The sequence below is a fragment of the Rhodococcus sp. 06-470-2 genome (genome assembly GCF_002258235.1).
Classification (GTDB): Bacteria; Actinomycetota; Actinomycetes; order Mycobacteriales; family Mycobacteriaceae; genus Rhodococcoides.
On record NZ_NOYB01000041.1, the window covers coordinates 333464 to 351667 of the forward strand.

Genomic DNA, 18204 nt, shown 5'->3' on the forward strand with positions numbered 1-18204 from the left:
CGGTGAAACTTCACGCAACTGTTGCCGAATCCGGGTGAGGAATCGGAGTAAATCGGACAAATGGTTGCGTCATGCATGTGGTTTGCGCGTCCAGAATTGTTCTGTGAAGCGCATCACACATGAGTCGGCGCGATGTCGAACGTGGTCGCGGAGAGAGGCAGGATGGATAGACATCCCGTCCGCTAGAGAAGGAGTACGTCTTCGTGGCTCAGGTCAGTGCATCCAGTTCCGCCACCATCGCTGCCACACCGGATCGGGTGCTCGCCGCGCTCGCCGACTACGAGACGGTGCGCCCACGCATCCTGCCCGAGCAGTACCGCGACTACGAGGTGGTCCAGGGCGGGCAAGGAGACGGAACCGTGGCCACGTGGACCTTGCAGGCCACCGAGAAGCGAGTGCGCAACGTCGCCGCGACAGTCACCGTCGCCGGGTCGACCATCACCGAACGCGACGCCAACTCCTCCATGGTCACCACCTGGTCGGTCGCCCCGGAAGGCGCAGGCACCACGGTCACCACGACGACCGAATGGAAGGGTGCAGGCGGAATCGGCGGATTCTTCGAGAAGACCTTCGCACCTCTCGGACTGAAGAAGATCCAGGCCGCGACGCTGGAGAACCTGCGTCGCGAGTTGATCTAGACCCGCTCGAAGTCGGGAGCCTGGATGAGCGCCAGAGTCCCGACCACGACGGTGCGCATCGACCACAGGAACATCCCGTCGGGCCCACGGTCGACCGTGTCGTAGGCCCCGGGCAGGGTGTCGAGGTCGGTGCGCGCCGCGATCGCGTCGTCGTACTCACGATCGCGGCGGACATCGTTGTAGACCATCTCCGCCAAGGCCAGAGCGTGCTCGACGACGGTGATGACGGCCCAGGTCGCCTGCTTCGGAGTGAGGTCGTAGCGCAGTCGGTAGCGCGTTTGGACGGCGTCGGCCATACGAAGAGCATCGATCGAGCTGGGAGTCAGGCCGATCAGATACTCCGCGATCCCGGGGTTGGAGTGAACCAACTCGCGCATCGCGGATGCGAGTGCAAGCAACGCGTCGTGCATCGATTCGTCGTCGGCGGGGAGTGGCGGGGACCAGCGGCGCAGAATCTCCTCCGCCACGAGGGCCTTGAGGGCGCAGAGATCGTCGATGTTGTTGTAGATCGCGACGATCGAGACGCCCAGGCTCTCGGCCACGGACTTCACCGTCACCTTGGGCAGAGTCAGCGCAATGCCCGCCTCGGCCATGGTCTCGGGCGTCACCCGACGCTTGCGAGGGGACTGGCGTCCTTCGGGGGCCGCCGACTGATCCATTCCACGAGACTACGGGCGCTCAGTACTGACGGATGTTCAGGCGCGGGGCTCTAGAATCGCATCGTGTCCTTCTCGTCCGCACTACCCGCGACTGACGGTGATCGGACGCTGGTCGAACTGGCCAGGCGGACAATCGATTCATCGACGGATGCGGGACCTGATGAGGACGGCATCCACACGATGGGTGCGGCGGTGAGAGTGGCGGACGGCCGAACCTTCGCCGGGGTGAATCTCTATCACTTCACCGGTGGCCCGTGCGCAGAGACCGTCGCGCTTGCAGCGGCTCGGGCCGCCGGTGCGACCGAGCCGACTCACATCGTGGCGGTCGGTAACCACGGGCGCGGGGTGAAGAGCCCGTGCGGCAAGGATCGTCAGATCTTTGCCGACCTCTATCCCCTGATGCGCGTGATCATCGATTCGCCCGACGGCCTCGTCAGCGTTCTCGCCGGCGAACTCCTCCCCGCCGGATACGACCATCGCGCGGAGCAACGCTGATTCTCGTTACCGAGGGCGAACCGTCGTGCGGCATCGCCCGAAGGCACTGCGCTGAGTGTCCACTATTCGTCACCGCAGGCGCGATCCCGTGTCTGCCGCGAAATTGTAGACACTAAGGTCGGTATGTCGATTCGACGCGCAGTGAATCACAGCGATCCACGGTGCGGCTACGCTTGAGTTCGCTTCGACCCACGCGAGAGGACGGCACAGTGCAACCCGGTGAACAGCCCGACATGGCATCGATCCTGCAGCAGGCCCAGCAGATGCAGCAGCAGTTGATGGCGGCGCAGGCCGAGATCGCGGAAACCGAAGTGACCGGCCAGGCGGGCGGCGGACTCGTCGTTGCCACCGTCAAGGGAACCGGTGAGGTGGTCGGCCTGACCATCGATCCGAAGGTCGTCGATCCCGACGACGTCGAGACTCTGCAGGATCTGGTGATCGGTGCGATCGCCGATGCGTCGAAGGCAGCTCAGAACGTAGCGAGCGAGAAGCTCGGCCCTCTCGCCGGTGGTCTCGGCGGCGGCTCACTCGGACTACCCGGCTTCTAGGCGAGAAGAGTGTACGAAGGTCCGGTTCAGGATCTGATCGACGAACTCGGCAAGTTCCCCGGGGTCGGTCCGAAAAGCGCTCAGCGCATAGCCTTTCACCTCCTCGGCGTCGAACCTCCCGAGGTGGACCGGTTGATGCGCGCGCTGCAGCGCATTCGTGACGGTGTGCAGTTCTGCGTCGTGTGCGGCACGGTCTCGGACAAGGAACTGTGCCGAATCTGCTCGGACTCGCGGCGTGACCGATCCATGATCTGCGTCGTCGAAGAGCCCAAAGATGTTCAGGCCGTGGAACGTACGCGAGAGTTCAAGGGCCGCTACCACGTGCTCGGTGGGGCGCTCGATCCATTGAACGGAGTGGGACCGGATCAGCTCCGCATCCGAGAATTGTTGACTCGCGTGGGAACGCAGGACGACGGTGTCGACGTCACCGAGGTCATCATCGCCACCGACCCCAACACCGAGGGCGAAGCAACGGCCACGTACCTGGTGCGCATGATGCGTGATTTCCCCGGCCTGGCCATTACCCGCCTCGCCTCCGGCCTGCCCATGGGCGGAGACCTCGAATTTGCCGATGAACTGACGCTGGGCCGCGCGCTGACCGGCCGTCGGCGTATGTAGAGCGGCTTCGCCGCACGTGCACGAAACTTCGTAGCAGGGGTCGAATTTCTGCTCACGACCCGGAGTTATGCACAGCCTGTGGATGGATCCTGACGCGGTCATCGCAAACCGGCGATCCTGAGGTCTATGAAGACGAGACCAGCGGGTACCTGGCAACGAATATTGGACGAGCAGCACGGAATCATCACCACGAAGCAGATGTACGAGAACGGCGTCAACAAGGACTCGATCGATCACTGTGTGGAAACAGGTCAGTGGCTGAGGGTGTTTCGTGGAGTCATCTCGGTGACCAACGGGCCGCTGACTCGTGAGATGCAGCTGTCGGCAGCGTTGCTGTACGCGGGCCGCGGCGCACTGCTCAGCCACGCCAGTGCGGCCGAGGAATGGGGGTGGATTCAGCCTGGACCAGGCCCCATTCACGTCACTGTTCCCTACGGATGCTCGGCGACCAGCAGGCCACCGACGATGCGGCACGCGAAGCAGAACTTCACCTCGGAAAGCAATGAACAAATCCATCCCGGGGTCGTCGTCCATCGTTCCCGTGCCATGGGACACATCGGTGTCGAGACGAATCCGGCGCGGACGAGCATCGCCGACACCGTGCTCGACCTGGCCGTCGCAGAGTCATCGTCGAGGCTGGCGACGATCGCGTTGGTCTCGGCCATGTCCTCGGGTGGTGTGAACGTCGCAGCTATGACGCGCAAGATCGAAGCTCGGCGACCGATGCGTTACTCGAAGCCGATTCTGCACACCCTGGCGCTGATGCGCGACGGCGTCCATTCTGCACTCGAGCACCGCTACGTTCTCGACGTCGAGCAGGCGCACGGTCTTCCGGCCGGACAGCGACAAGCTCCGGTATTCGTCGACGGCCGAAAGCTTTTCGAGGACATTCGCTACGAGATCTGCGACCTCATTGTCAGGCTGGACGGCCAGGCCTTCCACTCGGTCAAGCAGCGTCGATTTCGCGATCGCCGACGTGACAATGCAGCGGAGCTACGGAATCTACCCCGCCTGGTATACGGGTGGCACGAAGTGACCCAGGACCCGTGCGGTGTGTACCGGGAGGTTCGTGAGGTGCTGGTCAGAGAGGGGTGGAACGACGCATCATTTCCGTGTGAACGGTGCGCCTTGTGAGTGCAAATTCGTAGTGGGCTACGAATTTTCGTTCACGTGCGGCGGAGCCGCTCCTCGCGCAATCGAGCCACCTCGGGCAGCTCGAGTGGAGCGAGAGTCGTACCCAATGCGCGCTCCAGCAAGTAGTCCGCCAACTCTGGGTTTCGGGCCAGTACCGGTCCGTGCATGTAGGTGCCGATCACGGACCCTTGCACGACGCCTTCGCGTCCGTCGCCGACACCGTTGCCCACACCGTGGGTGACCTTGGCCAAGGGGGATGCATCCAGGCCGAGAGTCGTTCCGCCGCGATGGTTCTCGAAGCCGGTGAGCTTCTGAGTGAGGCCGTCGAGTGCAGGCTCGGTGACGACCTCACCGATGGACCGAGTTGCCTGCGGTGCTGTGGTCACGTCGAACAGGGAGATACCGTCCACGCGTTCGCCGGCGGAGGTTTCGTACCAGTGACCGAGGACCTGGATCGCGGCGCAGATGGCGAGCACCGGCACCCCGCGGGCAGCCGCGTTCTGCAGTCCCGGGTAACGGGTGAGGTGACGGGTCGCGAGGCGTTGGGCCGAATCCTCGGCTCCGCCAAGGGTGTACACGTCGAGTGAATCGGGAACCGGGTCGTTCAACGTGATCTGTACGACCTCGGCGTCGATGTCTCGCATCCGTAGTCGCTGTCGCAGAATGAGTGCGTTGCCGTTGTCGCCGTAGGTGCCCATCACGTCGGGCAGGACGAGGCCGATGCGAACGGTGGACTCAGACATCTTTCACCTCACGTGCCAGCGCTCGCCCGAGATCGCGGAACGCGGTGTAGTTGGCCAGCACTTCGACGCGTCCCGGCGGGCAGTACGCGATGGCCCGCAACGGATCTGCGATGGTGGTGTGCTGCGAACCGGCGTACAGCAGACGCACCCCGAGGTCGGTCGCGCGCTCACCGGCGGCCACGACGGCGACGTTCTCGAAGTGCTCGAAGCGGACGTCCCACAGCCACGACAGGTCTTCGCCGTCGGGTACCTGACCGTTGACGGCGATGACGAGACCGTCACAGGTGGGATCGATCATCGACAGTGCTTCCTGCCAGCCGGCGGGGTTCTTCGCGAGAAGCATTCGGACGGAATGCGATCCGTACTGGACGGTGGAGTAGCGCCCGGCCACCTCGTCGACGCTCGACGCGGCCGCGACCGCATCTTCCGCGCTCGCGCCCAGGGTCACTGCGGCGGCGACGGCTTGGGCTGCGTTGCCGCGGTTGGCTTTTCCGGGCAGAGACAGCGTCATCGGTAGGACGAGTCCATCGGGTCCGTAGAGATTCTCGTCGTCGAGCCACCAATCCGGCGTCGGACGCTTTAAGTCACTACCGGTGCTGTACCAATGCTCGCCGTCCCACACGATGGGTTCGCCGGTGCGCGGGCAGCTGACCGAGTCGCCTGCCCATCCACCCCCGGCCGCGACCCAGACGACGTTCGGTGCGTCGAAGGCGGCGGAGGTGACGAGGACATCGTCGCAGTTGGCGATGACGACGGTCTCGGGGTGCCGGGCCAGGCCCGCGCGCAGTTTGCGTTCGATCATGTTGATCTCGCCCACACGGTCGAGCTGATCGCGACTGAGGTTGAGCAACACGATGGCCGCGGGATCGACGGCGTCGGACACATGGGGGACATGCAGTTCGTCGACCTCGAGAGCGGCCAGCTCGGCATCGAAATTGGCGTGCAGTGCGGCGACGATGCCGGCGTCCATGTTCGCGCCGTCGGCTTGGGTGGCGACGTCACCGAGGGTGGCCAGCGCCGCAGCCGTCATTCGGGTGGTGGTGGACTTGCCGTTGGTTCCGGTGACGATGACGGTGCGTCGACCTCGGCCCAGTCCGCCGAGGATGTCCGGGTCGATCTTGAGTGCGATCAATCCGCCGATCATCGATCCCTTGCCCCGGCCTGCCTTGCGGGACGCCCAGGTCGCCAGCTCCGCCGCACGCAGTGCCACGCGGCCACGCGCGCTGATACGTCTGCGCTCACCCACTTCAACCATCCGCCGAGTCTGGCACAGAAGAGCGTGCAGTTTCACGTCGGCGGTGGCTCCCCCGGGTCGTTCCGCGGGCTCCACTCCTGCCCCTCACACCGGTACTTTCTCCAGCACCTCGACAGGCCGCCGGACGGCCATACCCCAGAGACATCCCCCGATGACGACAACGCCACCGATCAGCGCGAGCACCGATGGGTTCTCGCCCAGGAAGATCCAGGCACCGGCGATGCCGACGACGGGAACGAGCAGCGAGAACGGCGCGACCAGTCCAGCAGGGTTGCGGCTCATCAGAATGCTCCACAGGCCGCTGCCGACGATCGTGGCAGGGATCACGATGTAGGCCAACGCAACCAGGCCGGGCCAACCCTGCGGGCCGAACGAAGCCGCCAACGCCTGCCAGCCGGTGCTCGGACCCTCGACCATCGCCGACAGCGCCAGCATCGGCACCGGCGGCACGACGGTCATCCACAGCATCAGCGTCATCGGCGAATCGGACTTCGCGAGTCGATTCCCCAGGTTGCCGAACGCCCAACCGAGTCCGGCGAGCAGGGTGAGGATCACCGGGAGCAAGGTGGCGTTCTGAGCGCGATCCCACCCGATCAGCACCATGCCGAGCACGGCGATTCCGATACCGATCGCTTGCCTACGGGTGACGTGTTCGCGGAGCAGGATTGCGCCGAGAACGACCGTGAACGGCGCGGACGACTGCAGCACGAGCGACGCCAATCCGGTGGGCATACCGGCCGCCATCGCCGCGAACAGGAAGGCGAACTGGAGAAACCCGAACCCGAACCCGTAGAGCAGCAACCACTTCAGAGGCACCTTGGGGCGGGGAACGAACAGTACAACGGGGACGGCGATGACCAGGAACCGCAGCGCGGCGAAGAAGAACGGCGGGAAGTGATCGAGTCCGACGCGAATGGCGAGAAAGTTCAGTCCCCACAGTACGACGACGGTCAGTCCGAGGAGGCGGTCGCGGGTGCTCATGCCGTCCATCGTGACTGCGGCAAATGATCAGCACAATCGAATATATCCGTAGTAATAGTTAAGATTCACTACATGAATGTGGAGCGGCTCCGTATCCTTCGAGAACTCGCAGACCGGGGGACCGTCGCTGCCGTCGCCCAGGCGCTGTCCATGACGCCGTCGGCGGTGTCCCAGCAGCTCAAGCTGTTGGTCAAGGAGGCGGGGGTGACGCTCCTCGAACCCGACGGGCGTCGACTTCGGCTCACCGACGCCGGGCGCGCGTTGGTACTCAGGACAGATGATGTGTTCGCCGCCCTCGCCCGCGCCGCGGCCGAGATGGATCGATACCGGGCGTCCCCGCGGGGACGGGTCCGAGTTGCGCTGTTCCCGTCCGGTGCCGCGCTGCTGCTGCCTGGGCTACTGACGCGGATGGCGAATTCGGACGTCGACATCGACGCCCGTGACGAGGACCTGCCCGCATCCTCGGTACCCGAATTGCTGGCGGACTACGACGTGGTGCTCACGCACCGGGACGAGCGAGCGCCGTCGACCGCGGGCCCGCGCATCGAGGTGACCACCCTGATGCGCGAACCCATCGATCTGGTGCTGCCGCCGGATCACGCTCTTGCGCAACACGAATCGATATACCTCCGGGACCTGGTCGACGAACGGTGGATCAGTGTGCGCGGAGGATTCCCAGTGGACGACGTGCTGCTCTCGGTGGCTGCGGCCACCGGCGTCGAACCGCGGGTGGTCCAGCGAGTGAACGACTTTCGCGTCACCGAGGTATTGGTGGCTGGCGGGCACGGCGTGGCCCTGATGCCGCGCTATGCCGTAGTCCATCCGGGCCTGGTGCGGCGAGAACTGTCCGGGGTGCGGGCGGGCCGCATCTACGAACTCGCAACGAGGCCCGACGCGCGGCGACTACCGGCGATCGCCGCTGTGCTCGACGCGTTCAGGGCCGAAGCGACGTTCAGGACAGGGCTTTGGCCTTCAGCGTCCTGAACTCGTCTTGATCGATGGTTCCGTTGTCCAGCAACACCTTTGCGTGGGCAATCTCTTCCGACGCCGACCTCCCGGCCACTTCCTTGATGTACTCCTCCTGCTGGTCCTTCGCGTGCTGCAGGGCAGCAACTTGCCGCTTGGCCATGTTGCTGCCGTTCACGATGAGATAGACCAGTGCGGTCAGGAACGGCGCAACGATCAGAAAGAACACCCACAGGGCCTTGACGACCCCGGATGTCTTGTGGTCACGGAAAAGGTCTCCGATGATCGAGAACATGACCATCAGATACGCGACGAACGCGAATCCGACGATGAGAAGCCAAAGAAAATCCCAGAAAGAGTCCATGGCGAAACTTCCATTCCCTCAAGGTGCCCCGACAGCAGAGTTATTGTCCCACGCGCAGTGTCGCCTCGATGCCGATAAACAGCGAAAAGCCGCCCATTCGCAAGGAATGGGCGGCTTTTCGTCGAGCAGGGGATTTATTTCAGCGCGCGGTTCACGGCCGAGACCACGGCGCGCAGTGACGCGGTGGTGATCGACGTCGCGATGCCGACGCCCCAGACCGTGGTGGCCACACCGGACGGTGAGGTGACCGAGGCCTCGACGTAGGCCGCGGCCTGAGCGTCGTCGCCCGCGGACATGGCGTGCTCGGAGTAGTCGAGGACGCTGACGTCGTAGCCGATGGTCGACAGCGCATCGACGAACGAGGCGAGTGGACCGTTGCCGGATCCGGAGATCTCCTGCTCGACGCCGTCGACCTTGACCGTTGCGGTGATCGTGTCTGTTCCGCCGTCGACCTCGGCAGCCTGCACCGACTGCTTGATGCGCTCGAGCGGACGGATCGGCGTCAGGTACTCCTCGGCGAAGACGTCCCACATCTCCTTGGGCGAGACCTCGCCGCCCTCACCGTCGGTGATGCGCTGGACGGCCTGGGAGAACTCGATCTGCAGTCGACGCGGCAGGTTCAGTCCGTGATCGGACTTCATGATGTACGCGACGCCGCCCTTGCCGGACTGCGAATTGACACGGATGACGGCCTCGTAGGTGCGACCGACGTCCTTCGGGTCGACGGGCAGGTACGGAACCTGCCAGGTGACGTCACCGATGTCCGAACCCAGTTCGTCCGCAGTGACCTTCATCGCGTCCAGGCCCTTGTTGATGGCGTCCTGGTGGCTGCCGGAGAACGCGGTGTAGACCAGGTCGCCGCCGTAGGGGTGGCGCTCGGCGACGGGAAGTTGGTTGCAGTACTCCACCGTTCGACGGACCTCGTCGATGTTGGAGAAGTCGATCTGCGGATCGACACCGCGGGTGAACAGGTTCAACCCGAGCGTGACCAGGCATACGTTGCCGGTGCGCTCACCGTTGCCGAACAGGCAACCCTCGATGCGATCAGCACCGGCCTGGTAGCCGAGTTCGGCTGCGGCAACACCGGTTCCGCGGTCGTTGTGCGGGTGCAGCGACAGCACGATGCTGTCGCGACGGTCGAGGTTGCGGCTCATCCACTCGATCGAGTCGGCGTAGACATTGGGTGTCGCCATCTCGACGGTGGCAGGCAGATTCAGGATCAGCGGCTTGTCGGGGGTGGGATCGATGATCGCGGTGACCGCGTCGCACACCTCTTTGGCGTAGGCGAGTTCGGTGCCGGTGTAGGACTCGGGGGAGTACTCGTAGCGCCAGTCGGTATCGGGGAACTTGGCTGCTTCTTCGAGCACCTTGCGGGCACCGTCGGTGGCGATCTTCTTGATGACGTCACGCTCGGCACGGAACACCACGCGGCGCTGCAGGATCGACGTCGAATTGTAGAAGTGAACGATGACGCTGCGAGCGCCCTCGCATGCGACGAACGTGCGCTCGATCAGCTCGGGACGGCACTGCGTGAGTACCTGGATGGTGACGTCGTCGGGGATCGCGCCGTCCTCGATGATCTCGCGGACGAAATCGAAGTCGGTCTGACTGGCAGACGGGAAGCCGACCTCGATCTGCTTGTAGCCCATGCGCACCAGCAGGTCGAACATGCGGCGCTTGCGGGCCGGGCTCATCGGATCGATCAGCGCCTGGTTGCCGTCGCGCAGATCGACTGCGCACCACTGCGGCGTCCGGTCGATGATCTTGTCCGGCCACGTGCGGTCGGGGAGGGTGATGGGCTCCACTTCCTCGGCGAACGGCCGATAACGGAAGGTGGGCATCGAGGAGTTCTTCTGGGTGTTCCAGGCGGGCTGGTCGCTGGGAGCGGGCCGCGAGGGCGGGGTGATGGTGCGAGATCCCGAGGTGAATGCGTCGGCTGGTGACATGGTCTTCGTCTCTCCGTACAGATCAGAGCAATGTGTTCGACCGGCGCAACGAACCCCGCGACGGGAAGCCAGTCTGGTCTCAGACCCCGTCGCGGCTGTTAAGAAGGAGAGCTCGCAGCATGGGCTGAGTGTACTACCGCCTGCCGACGGCCTACCCCAGGGTTGACGAGTGGAATTCTGTGATCGCCGCGTCGAGTCGACGTTGCCAATGTTCGATGTCATCCGTTCGTCCGACGTCGGTCATCGTCCAGCAGTGCGCGAGGAGTTCGTATCCGAGCCGATCGACCTCGGCATGTTGCGACCACACCCCATGCGTCCAGGTTCGATCGTTGTGCGCGGCCTCGGCCCCGGCCAGAGCGGACCCGACGAGCTCGAACTGGACGTCGCGCCGCATGGCGAGAGCTGCCGGCGCGGCCACGTCCTCGGTCCGCAACACCGTCAGCAGATGCGTGCCGAGCGTCAGAACTCGGCCGTCGGACCACAACAATGTGCGACGGAATGCCCCGGGGAGCAGCAGCCACAGCGCCGCGAATGCGAAGGCCACGCCCACCGTCGTCTCCACGATCCGGTCGACGACGATGTCCGCCAGCACCGCCCCGGGATGCGTCAGTGTGCCCATCAGCAGAGCGAGCGGGGTGATGAATGTGACGGCCAACCCGTAGTTCCGCGCCACCGACACCTCGATCGCGAACTGCAGCACCATCAACACCACGATGACGGCCAAGCCGGTCAGCGGGGAGAGATAGATGGCCGAGAACAGGGCAACGCCGGCAAGGGTTCCGCCGAGCCGCTGCAGTCCCCGGTAGGTGCCGTGCACCCGATCGGGACCCTGCTGCAGCACCAGGACGGCGCCGAGGATCGCCCAGTCCGGGCGGCTCAGGCCCAGTGCGACGCTGACCCCGCCCGCGGCCGCTGCCGCGCAGAACACGCGCACGGCCGTGGACGCCGCATGAGAATCCCGATGCAGCGAGCGCCGCAATCGATACCCGAGGCCGGGCCGAGCCAGCGGCAGCTGATCGGATACGAAGTCGACCGCCCGATCCGGATCCGCCCGCACGGCCGTCGTCGCAGCGAAGGCCCGGTGCGCGTCGAACAATTTCTGAACCAGCGCCGGCCTCGACGACAACCGTGCGGCACCCGCGTCGTACACGGCAGCCCAGGCCGCGTGCAGACGCGCCGCCGCCGCATGACGATCGGCGGCAGACGCCGTCGGCGAACTCGTGTATCTCTCGATCGCGCCCACCGCGGCTCCGACGGCCTCGCGCTCGGGTCCTCGTGGATCCCACAGCACTCCGGACATCGACACCACCAGCGCCGACGCGACACCGACAGCCGCACACACCGCTCCGTGAGCGGCGCTGACGCCGGCTCCGGGAATGTACGACGACACCGCGCACACCAGGACGAAGAAGAACGCCCCCGGCGGTCCCAGTCGCAGCGCGGCGATGACGTAGACCGCGACGAGAGCGAGGAGCGAGAGCAGGGTCACCGGGATCATCCGCGCCCATCCGGTGCTTTCGAGATCGAGCGCCATCTGCCCGGCCGTCGCGCCGAGCCACACCGAGGCCACCAGAGCGCCGCCCGCGGTCAGGACGACCCACCATCGTGACCGGTAGGGACGGCCCTCGCCGTAGATGACGGCGAAACTGCCCGAGACCACCAGTAGGGCCTCGGTATGGAACCCGAGAACCCACGCCGCGATCGCGGGGACGCCGAACGCCAGAGCCGAGCGCAGTCCACCCGGCCAGCGACGCCCGACGGCGGGGAGCCCGAAGAGCACCCGCAGACCTCGAGGGGGTGGCGGCGGGCGATGCTCGGGAAGGGTCACCCGACAATGTTAGGACAGGCGTATCCGCAGGCGAGCCCCCCTAAAGTCCCAGCTCGGAGCTACCCGGGCCACCGCTCGGGGTGCCGGATCGGTAGGGTAACCCCGGAACAATCGCCCGATTGTCGGCTATCCAGCGGAGGTAAACACGCGTGGCTCTCATCGTCCAGAAGTACGGTGGATCGTCGGTGGGGACCGCCGAACGCATCCGACGCGTCGCTGAACGGATCGTCGAGACCAAGAAGGCAGGCAACGACGTCGTCGTGGTCGTGTCGGCCATGGGCGACACCACCGACGAACTGCTCGACCTGGCCCAGCAGGTGTGCCCGGCCCCGCCGGCCCGCGAGATGGACATGCTGCTCACCTCGGGTGAACGCATCTCCAACGCGTTGGTCGCGATGGCCATCCACTCACTCGGTGCCGAGGCCCGGTCGTTCACCGGCTCCCAGGCAGGCGTCGTCACCACCAGCGTGCACGGCAACGCCAAGATCATCGACGTCACCCCGGGACGCGTGCGCAGCGCCCTCGACGAGGGTTCGATCGTGCTCGTCGCCGGATTCCAGGGCGTCAGCCAGGACAGCAAGGACGTCACCACGCTCGGTCGCGGAGGTTCGGACACCACCGCCGTTGCGCTCGCCGCAGCCCTGAACGCCGACGTCTGCGAGATCTACACCGACGTCGACGGCATCTTCACCGCAGACCCGAGGATCGTGCCCAACGCCCGGCACCTCGACACCGTCTCGTTCGAGGAGATGCTGGAGATGGCTGCCTGCGGCGCGAAGGTGCTCATGCTGCGCTGCGTCGAATACGCCCGTCGCTACAACGTTCCCGTTCACGTGCGCTCGTCGTACACCACGAAACCCGGAACGATCGTCTCCGGATCTATGGAGGACATTCCAGTGGAAGAAGCAATTCTCACCGGCGTCGCACACGATCGCAGCGAGGCGAAGGTCACCGTCGTCGGCTTGCCCGACACTCCCGGTTACGCCGCCAAGGTCTTTCGCGCCGTGGCGGACTCGGAGATCAACATCGACATGGTGTTGCAGAACGTGTCCAAGATCGACACCGGCAAGACCGACATCACCTTCACCTGCCCCAAGGCCGACGGCCCGACGGCAGTGGAGAAGCTCACCAAGCTGCAGGCCGAGATCGGCTTCGCGCAGGTGCTCTACGACGATCACATCGGCAAGGTCTCCCTCGTCGGTGCCGGCATGAAGAGCCACCCCGGCGTCACCGCGACGTTCTGTGAGGCCCTCGCCGACGCCGGCATCAACATCGACCTGATCAGCACCTCGGAGATCCGTATCTCGGTGCTGTGCAGCGACACTCAGCTCGACGAAGCAGTACGCGCGCTGCACGCCGCCTTCGATCTCGGTGGCGACGAAGAAGCGGTCGTACACGCAGGAACAGGACGATAGAAGATGACCACAGTTGCAGTCGTAGGAGCCACCGGCCAGGTCGGTGCCGTCATGCGAACCCTGTTGGAGGAGCGCAACTTCCCCGCCGACACCGTTCGATTCTTCGCCTCCGCTCGCTCGGCCGGCAAGAAGCTGCCGTTCCGGGGCGAGGAGATCATCGTCGAGGACGCGTCCACCGCCGACCTCACTGGAATCGACATCGCGCTGTTCTCGGCCGGTGCCACGCTCTCTCGCGAGCAGGCCCCGCGATTCGCCGCAGCAGGTGCCACCGTCATCGACAACTCGTCGGCATTCCGCAAGGACTCCGATGTTCCGTTGGTGGTCAGCGAGGTCAACCCCGAGGCAGCGAAGAACCCGCCCCGCGGCATCATCGCCAACCCGAACTGCACCACCATGGCCGCCATGCCGGTGCTCAAGGTGCTGCACGACGAAGCCGGCCTGCAGCGGCTGATCGTCTCGAGCTACCAGGCCGTCTCCGGTAGCGGACTCGCCGGTGTCGAGGAACTCGTCACCCAGGCCCGCGCCGTCATCGGCGACGCCGAGAAGCTGGTGCACGACGGCTCGTCGGTCGATTTCCCGGCCCCGAACAAGTACGTCGCGCCCATCGCCTTCAATGTCCTGCCGCTGGCCGGTGCGCTGGTCGACGACGGATCCGGCGAAACCGACGAGGACCAGAAACTGCGCAACGAATCGCGCAAGATCCTCGGCCTGCCCGACCTGCTCGTCAGCGGCACCTGCGTCCGCGTACCCGTGTTCACCGGACACTCGCTGTCGATCAACGCCGAGTTCGCCAACCCGCTCTCGGTGGAGCGTGCCCGCGAACTGCTCGCATCGGCACCGGGCGTGTCGTTGGTCGACGTGCCGACGCCGCTTCAGGCCGCAGGCAAGGACGACTCTCTGGTGGGTCGTATCCGCCAGGATCCGGGCGTGCCCGACGGACGCGGACTTGCACTGTTCGTCTCGGGCGACAACCTGCGCAAGGGTGCCGCTCTGAACACCATCCAGATCGCCGAACTGCTGGTCTGACCTCGTGCGCGTCGTGCACAGCCGGAGCTACGCACGACGCGCACGACGGGGTGGTCAGTTCAGGCGACGGCCTTCGGCCGAGGCGTCGAAAATGTGGGCGTGGGCCTCGTCGATGCGGACGTGAACGCGATCGCCCTTCTCGGGCGGGCTGCGCCAATCGGCCCGAGCCACAATGGTTTCGGTCCTACCGTTGATGTCTGCGCGGCCGAACACGAACGCCTCGGAGCCGAGCTCCTCCACCACGTCGATCTCGAGAGCAATTCCGCTGTCGGCAATGTCGATGTGCTCGGGCCGAATACCGAACATCACCTCCGTGGCCGACCCGAGAGTCTGCCGCGGAACCGGAACCACCTGATCGGCCAGGCGGACACCGCCGTCGGTGACCGGAGCGCGGAACAGGTTCATCGACGGCGAGCCCATGAACCCGGCGACAAACGCATTGACCGGGGTTCGGTACAGCTCACGCGGGGTGGCGCACTGTTGCAGCACACCACCTTTGAGCACCGCGACCCGATCGCCCATCGTCATGGCCTCGACCTGATCGTGGGTGACGTACACCGTCGTCGTCCCGAGCCGGCGCTGCAGCTGAGCGATCTGCGTGCGCGTCTGCACCCGAAGTTTGGCGTCGAGGTTGGACAGCGGCTCGTCCATCAGGAACACCTGGGGTTGGCGAACGATGGCGCGCCCCATGGCAACTCGCTGACGTTGGCCGCCCGAGAGTGCCTTGGGCTTGCGATCGAGGTACGGCTCCAGGTCGAGCAGCTTCGCAGCCTCCTCGACACGAGTACGAATGTCCTCCTTGTTCGCCTTCGCCAGCTTGAGGGCGAACCCCATGTTCTCGGCGACGGTCATGTGCGGGTACAGCGCGTAGTTCTGGAACACCATCGCGATGTCGCGATCCTTGGGTTCGGAGTTGGTGACGTCCTTGCCGCCGATGAGGATGCGGCCGGAGTTGACCTCTTCGAGCCCCGCGAGCATCCGGAGCGACGTCGACTTGCCACAGCCGGACGGACCGACCAGAACGAGGAACTCACCGTCCTCGATGTGCAGGTCGAGCTCGTTCACCGCGGGGGCGTCGGAGCCGGGAAACAGCCTGGTCGTACGCTCGAACGTGATAGTTGCCATGACGAAATAGATCCCTCCACCGGCAGGAACGTGCCGGACGATCCGAGTGTGGGGTGACGGCGGGAGCCGACGGGCACATAGTATGGCCCCAATCACAACGAGGAGAGAGGTGGCCGGGTGAGCGGCTCTGTGTCCAGACGAACCGCCCTGCGAGGGCTGGCCGTGGCCGCAGTGGCCGCCGGTGCTGCCGCACTCCCGGTGGCGTCGACGACGCGCCGCGCGCTGGCCGACGACTTCCTCCGGGGCCAGAGCCCCCTGCTGTTCCATTCACCGCCGCTGACGCCGTTCCGGGACGAACTGCCGCGGTTGCCGCTGATCGGCGGCACGGAGATCTCGCTCGACGCGCACAGCTCCACCCACGCCTTCCACGCCGATCTACGGCCCGCGCCCACCTTCGGATACGGCGAGTGCGACTACCTCGGCCCCACCATCGAGTCGCAGACCGGCCAGCCCTGGACGCTGAAGTACTCCAACACCACCGCAGGTAACCCGCTCGCCGCGGACATCGACACCTCGCTGCACGGGATGAGCGAGATGGACCGCACGATGACGCCGACGTCGCTGCACCTGCACGGCAGCATCACCGAGCCGGCGAGCGACGGGCACTCCGAGATGCTGGTGCGCCCGGGCGAGTCGATGACGCACAACTTCCCGGGACTCAACGACGCCGCGGGACTGTGGTACCACGACCACGCCATGTCGATGACGCGCATCAACGTCTATGCAGGCCTGCTCGGCATGAACCTCGTCCGTGATCGGTGGGACACCGGCACGTCCGACAATGCGCTCGGTCTGCCCTCGGGTGAGTTCGAGCTGCCGCTGGTGCTGCAGGAAAAGATCATGAATCCCGACGGCAGCATGAGTATCCGCTCCAATATCACTGTGCCGCAAGGCAAATGGGAAGGCGGCGGCACCGGAGACGTCGGCGTCGTCAACGGCAAGATCTGGCCGACGATGGAAGTCGCCCGGGGTATGTACCGTCTACGAGTCGTCAACGCCGGGTCGTACAGCGTGTGGAACCTGTTCTTCACCAACAGGCTTCGCTTCTGGGTCATCGGGAACGACGGTGGATTGCTCGACGCCCCGGTGGAAGCCACCAGCATTCGGCTCGCGCCTGCCGAGCGCGCCGACATCCTCGTCGACTTCGGTGCCGTCGAACCGGGCGCACTGATCGAGCTGCTCAACGACGAGCCGCCACCGGCGCAGGCCGCGTCCCTCGGAGCGGTGCCGATGCCACTGTTCTGCCAGTTCCGCGTCGCGTCCGCAGCCGGGCTCCGCGGCGGGATGCCGTCGTTGCTGCGCGGCGGGAAGGGACAGCCGGATGTGTTGCCGCCGTTGCCGACCCCCACGTTCACGCGAACGGTCACGGTCAACCAGCCGTCCGGTGGGCTGAACCTGGACATGACGCTGATGAACCTGAACAACCTCCGATACTCGGACCCGGACATCGAGATGCCCGAGCAGGGGACCGTGGAGATGTGGAACATCGTCAACACGACGGTCGAGCCGCACCCGATTCACCTGCACCTGGCGCACTTTCGGACATTGGGACGCATCCCCATCGACCTGGCCGCGTACCAACGCGACTTCCCCCGGCCGACATTCGGTACGAGATGGGCTCCGCCGGTGGAGAGGTTCCTCACCGGTCCATCGGTGCCGCCGGCGGCGTGGGAAGCCGGGTGGAAGGACACCGTCAACACCTACCCGGGCACCGTCACGCAGATCCTGGTCCGATTCCCGACGGCCGACGAACTCGGCTTCGACCCCGACGCCACCTTCGCTGGACCGGCTGCGCACCACGGCGGTCACGACATGAGCGGTCACGACATGAGCGGTCATGACATGGGTGGGTCGAGCGAGCTGCAGGGCTACATGTGGCACTGCCACATGCTCGATCACGAGGACCACGAAATGATGCTGAGGTACCGCACCGTCGCTCCGTGACGTAGTTTTCCGAACCTGTTCGGGGCCGGGAGTTGGTTGCGTTCACCGTCCGGTCGGCTCACACTGACCCTGCCGCGCGCACTCGACAATGGAACGGACCTCGGCCATGACCAGCGGAACCAAATCCGAGCCCTGGGCACTCACCACCGCCCCCGGTACTTCCGAATACGCCATGTACCGCGATCCCGACCACGAGCCACCCGCCCTCGTATGTCAGGTGGGGTCGACGACCCTGCGATACCGCATCGAGGCGGTCGAGGATCTGCACGCGTGGCTCACCGAACGTGCCGACTGGGTGTTGCTCGGTGCCGCGGACGAGAAGAAGACGGCTGCTCCTGACACGGTCGAAGCGTGGGGGCGCTCAGAGGGCAACCCGGTCGGCGGTTGGTACGGGCTCAGGAACGGATACCGCGGCAGGTTCGGGATGTACCTGCCGCCGCTCCTCGAAGAACTCGGCCTGGCCGAGCTCACCCACAACGCGCGGAACAACAGCATGCGCGCGTTGTAGCGCAGACACCG

General features: G+C 65.4%; 18 protein-coding genes. 10 read left to right on the plus strand and 8 right to left on the minus strand.

The genetic code is table 11. The features are described 5' to 3' along the window. Positions 1 to 203 precede the first annotated feature (203 nt). A complete protein-coding gene (locus CH276_RS24905) occupies positions 204 to 638 on the plus strand; it encodes an SRPBCC family protein (RefSeq protein WP_032395571.1) in 435 nt (144 codons plus the stop codon). Here CH276_RS24905 and CH276_RS24910 read toward each other — a convergent pair. Continuing rightward, on the minus strand, positions 635 to 1297 hold the full coding sequence (locus CH276_RS24910) for a hypothetical protein (RefSeq protein WP_254924443.1): 663 nt from the start codon (positions 1295 to 1297) through the stop codon (positions 635 to 637). The genes CH276_RS24905 and CH276_RS24910 overlap by 4 nt on opposite strands. A gap of 63 nt (positions 1298 to 1360) precedes the next feature. Between CH276_RS24910 and CH276_RS24915 the strand changes: the two genes are divergently transcribed. From CH276_RS24915 to CH276_RS24930, 4 genes are all read left to right on the plus strand, one after another. Continuing rightward, the gene (locus tag CH276_RS24915; protein ID WP_217901434.1) at positions 1361 to 1792 is read left to right on the plus strand and encodes a hypothetical protein; all 432 of its coding nucleotides are present in this window, start codon (positions 1361 to 1363) and stop codon (positions 1790 to 1792) included. 209 nt (positions 1793 to 2001) lie between these two features. Continuing rightward, a complete protein-coding gene (locus CH276_RS24920; protein WP_032395293.1) occupies positions 2002 to 2340 on the plus strand; it encodes a YbaB/EbfC family nucleoid-associated protein in 339 nt (112 codons plus the stop codon). Positions 2341 to 2349: 9 nt separating this feature from the next. After that, entirely contained in the window at positions 2350 to 2958 is a 609-nt protein-coding gene (gene recR / locus CH276_RS24925; protein WP_045198346.1) for a recombination mediator RecR, read from the plus strand. 126 nt (positions 2959 to 3084) lie between these two features. Continuing rightward, on the plus strand, positions 3085 to 4092 hold the full coding sequence (locus CH276_RS24930) for a type IV toxin-antitoxin system AbiEi family antitoxin domain-containing protein (RefSeq protein WP_094632145.1): 1008 nt from the start codon (positions 3085 to 3087) through the stop codon (positions 4090 to 4092). A gap of 32 nt (positions 4093 to 4124) precedes the next feature. Here CH276_RS24930 and CH276_RS24935 read toward each other — a convergent pair whose 3' ends face one another. From CH276_RS24935 to CH276_RS24945, 3 genes are all read right to left on the minus strand, one after another. After that, positions 4125 to 4835 carry a type 1 glutamine amidotransferase gene (locus CH276_RS24935; RefSeq protein WP_094632147.1) on the minus strand — a complete coding sequence of 237 codons (711 nt, stop codon included), beginning with the start codon at positions 4833 to 4835 and terminating at the stop codon, positions 4125 to 4127. Continuing rightward, positions 4828 to 6090: a Mur ligase family protein gene (locus tag CH276_RS24940; RefSeq protein ID WP_094632225.1), complete on the minus strand. Its 1263-nt coding sequence runs from the start codon at positions 6088 to 6090 to the stop codon at positions 4828 to 4830. Before CH276_RS24940 ends, CH276_RS24935 begins: the two co-directional genes overlap by 8 nt. Before the next feature lie 84 nt (positions 6091 to 6174). Then, on the minus strand, positions 6175 to 7071 hold the full coding sequence (locus CH276_RS24945; RefSeq protein ID WP_094632227.1) for an EamA family transporter: 897 nt from the start codon (positions 7069 to 7071) through the stop codon (positions 6175 to 6177). Between the two features lie 72 nt (positions 7072 to 7143). Here CH276_RS24945 and CH276_RS24950 point away from each other — a divergent pair, with 72 nt between their 5' ends. Next, positions 7144 to 8055, plus strand: a complete 912-nt coding sequence (locus tag CH276_RS24950) for a LysR family transcriptional regulator (RefSeq protein WP_094632149.1) — start codon at positions 7144 to 7146, stop codon at positions 8053 to 8055. Here CH276_RS24950 and CH276_RS24955 read toward each other — a convergent pair. The 3 genes from CH276_RS24955 to CH276_RS24965 form a co-directional block, all read right to left on the minus strand. Then, complete coding sequence (locus CH276_RS24955) at positions 8024 to 8401, minus strand: SHOCT domain-containing protein (RefSeq protein WP_032395289.1); 378 nt, start codon at positions 8399 to 8401, stop codon at positions 8024 to 8026. The two genes, CH276_RS24950 and CH276_RS24955, sit on opposite strands and share 32 nt — an antisense overlap. Positions 8402 to 8535: 134 nt before the next feature. Continuing rightward, a complete protein-coding gene (gene leuA, locus CH276_RS24960) occupies positions 8536 to 10347 on the minus strand; it encodes a 2-isopropylmalate synthase (RefSeq protein ID WP_032395288.1) in 1812 nt (603 codons plus the stop codon). Positions 10348 to 10498: 151 nt separating this feature from the next. Next, positions 10499 to 12175, minus strand: a complete 1677-nt coding sequence (locus CH276_RS24965; RefSeq protein WP_141214780.1) for an FUSC family protein — start codon at positions 12173 to 12175, stop codon at positions 10499 to 10501. A 149-nt stretch (positions 12176 to 12324) separates the two neighbouring features. On the opposite strand from CH276_RS24965, the gene CH276_RS24970 reads away from it, so the two are divergent. Then, positions 12325 to 13590, plus strand: coding sequence for an aspartate kinase (locus tag CH276_RS24970; RefSeq protein WP_032395287.1), 1266 nt, complete (start codon positions 12325 to 12327; stop codon positions 13588 to 13590). A gap of 3 nt (positions 13591 to 13593) precedes the next feature. Then, positions 13594 to 14616 (plus strand): aspartate-semialdehyde dehydrogenase, encoded by a 1023-nt coding sequence (locus CH276_RS24975; RefSeq protein WP_032395286.1) that lies wholly within the window; start codon positions 13594 to 13596, stop codon positions 14614 to 14616. Positions 14617 to 14670: 54 nt separating this feature from the next. Here CH276_RS24975 and CH276_RS24980 read toward each other — a convergent pair whose 3' ends face one another. Continuing rightward, positions 14671 to 15741: an ABC transporter ATP-binding protein gene (locus tag CH276_RS24980; protein WP_094632155.1), complete on the minus strand. Its 1071-nt coding sequence runs from the start codon at positions 15739 to 15741 to the stop codon at positions 14671 to 14673. Positions 15742 to 15858: 117 nt separating this feature from the next. On the opposite strand from CH276_RS24980, the gene CH276_RS24985 reads away from it, so the two are divergent. Then, positions 15859 to 17685 carry a multicopper oxidase family protein gene (locus CH276_RS24985; RefSeq protein ID WP_094632157.1) on the plus strand — a complete coding sequence of 609 codons (1827 nt, stop codon included), beginning with the start codon at positions 15859 to 15861 and terminating at the stop codon, positions 17683 to 17685. A 106-nt stretch (positions 17686 to 17791) separates the two neighbouring features. Then, complete coding sequence (locus CH276_RS24990; RefSeq protein ID WP_094632229.1) at positions 17792 to 18193, plus strand: DUF6855 family protein; 402 nt, start codon at positions 17792 to 17794, stop codon at positions 18191 to 18193. The last annotated feature ends 11 nt before the right edge of the window (positions 18194 to 18204 follow it).

Excerpts from the sequence above, each read along its gene's own strand:
- CH276_RS24955 (WP_032395289.1), bottom strand. The coding sequence starts at position 8,401 with ATGGACTCTTTCTGGGATTTTCTTTGGCTTCTCATCGTCGGATTCGCG.
- CH276_RS24930 (WP_094632145.1), top strand. The coding sequence starts at position 3,085 with ATGAAGACGAGACCAGCGGGTACCTGGCAACGAATATTGGACGAGCAG.
- CH276_RS24935 (WP_094632147.1), bottom strand. The coding sequence starts at position 4,835 with ATGTCTGAGTCCACCGTTCGCATCGGCCTCGTCCTGCCCGACGTGATG.
- CH276_RS24990 (WP_094632229.1), top strand. The coding sequence starts at position 17,792 with ATGACCAGCGGAACCAAATCCGAGCCCTGGGCACTCACCACCGCCCCC.
- CH276_RS24950 (WP_094632149.1), top strand. The coding sequence starts at position 7,144 with ATGAATGTGGAGCGGCTCCGTATCCTTCGAGAACTCGCAGACCGGGGG.
- CH276_RS24980 (WP_094632155.1), bottom strand. The coding sequence starts at position 15,741 with ATGGCAACTATCACGTTCGAGCGTACGACCAGGCTGTTTCCCGGCTCC.
- CH276_RS24910 (WP_254924443.1), bottom strand. The coding sequence starts at position 1,297 with ATGGATCAGTCGGCGGCCCCCGAAGGACGCCAGTCCCCTCGCAAGCGT.
- CH276_RS24940 (WP_094632225.1), bottom strand. The coding sequence starts at position 6,090 with ATGGTTGAAGTGGGTGAGCGCAGACGTATCAGCGCGCGTGGCCGCGTG.
- CH276_RS24975 (WP_032395286.1), top strand. The coding sequence starts at position 13,594 with ATGACCACAGTTGCAGTCGTAGGAGCCACCGGCCAGGTCGGTGCCGTC.
- leuA (WP_032395288.1), bottom strand. The coding sequence starts at position 10,347 with ATGTCACCAGCCGACGCATTCACCTCGGGATCTCGCACCATCACCCCG.
- CH276_RS24945 (WP_094632227.1), bottom strand. The coding sequence starts at position 7,071 with ATGAGCACCCGCGACCGCCTCCTCGGACTGACCGTCGTCGTACTGTGG.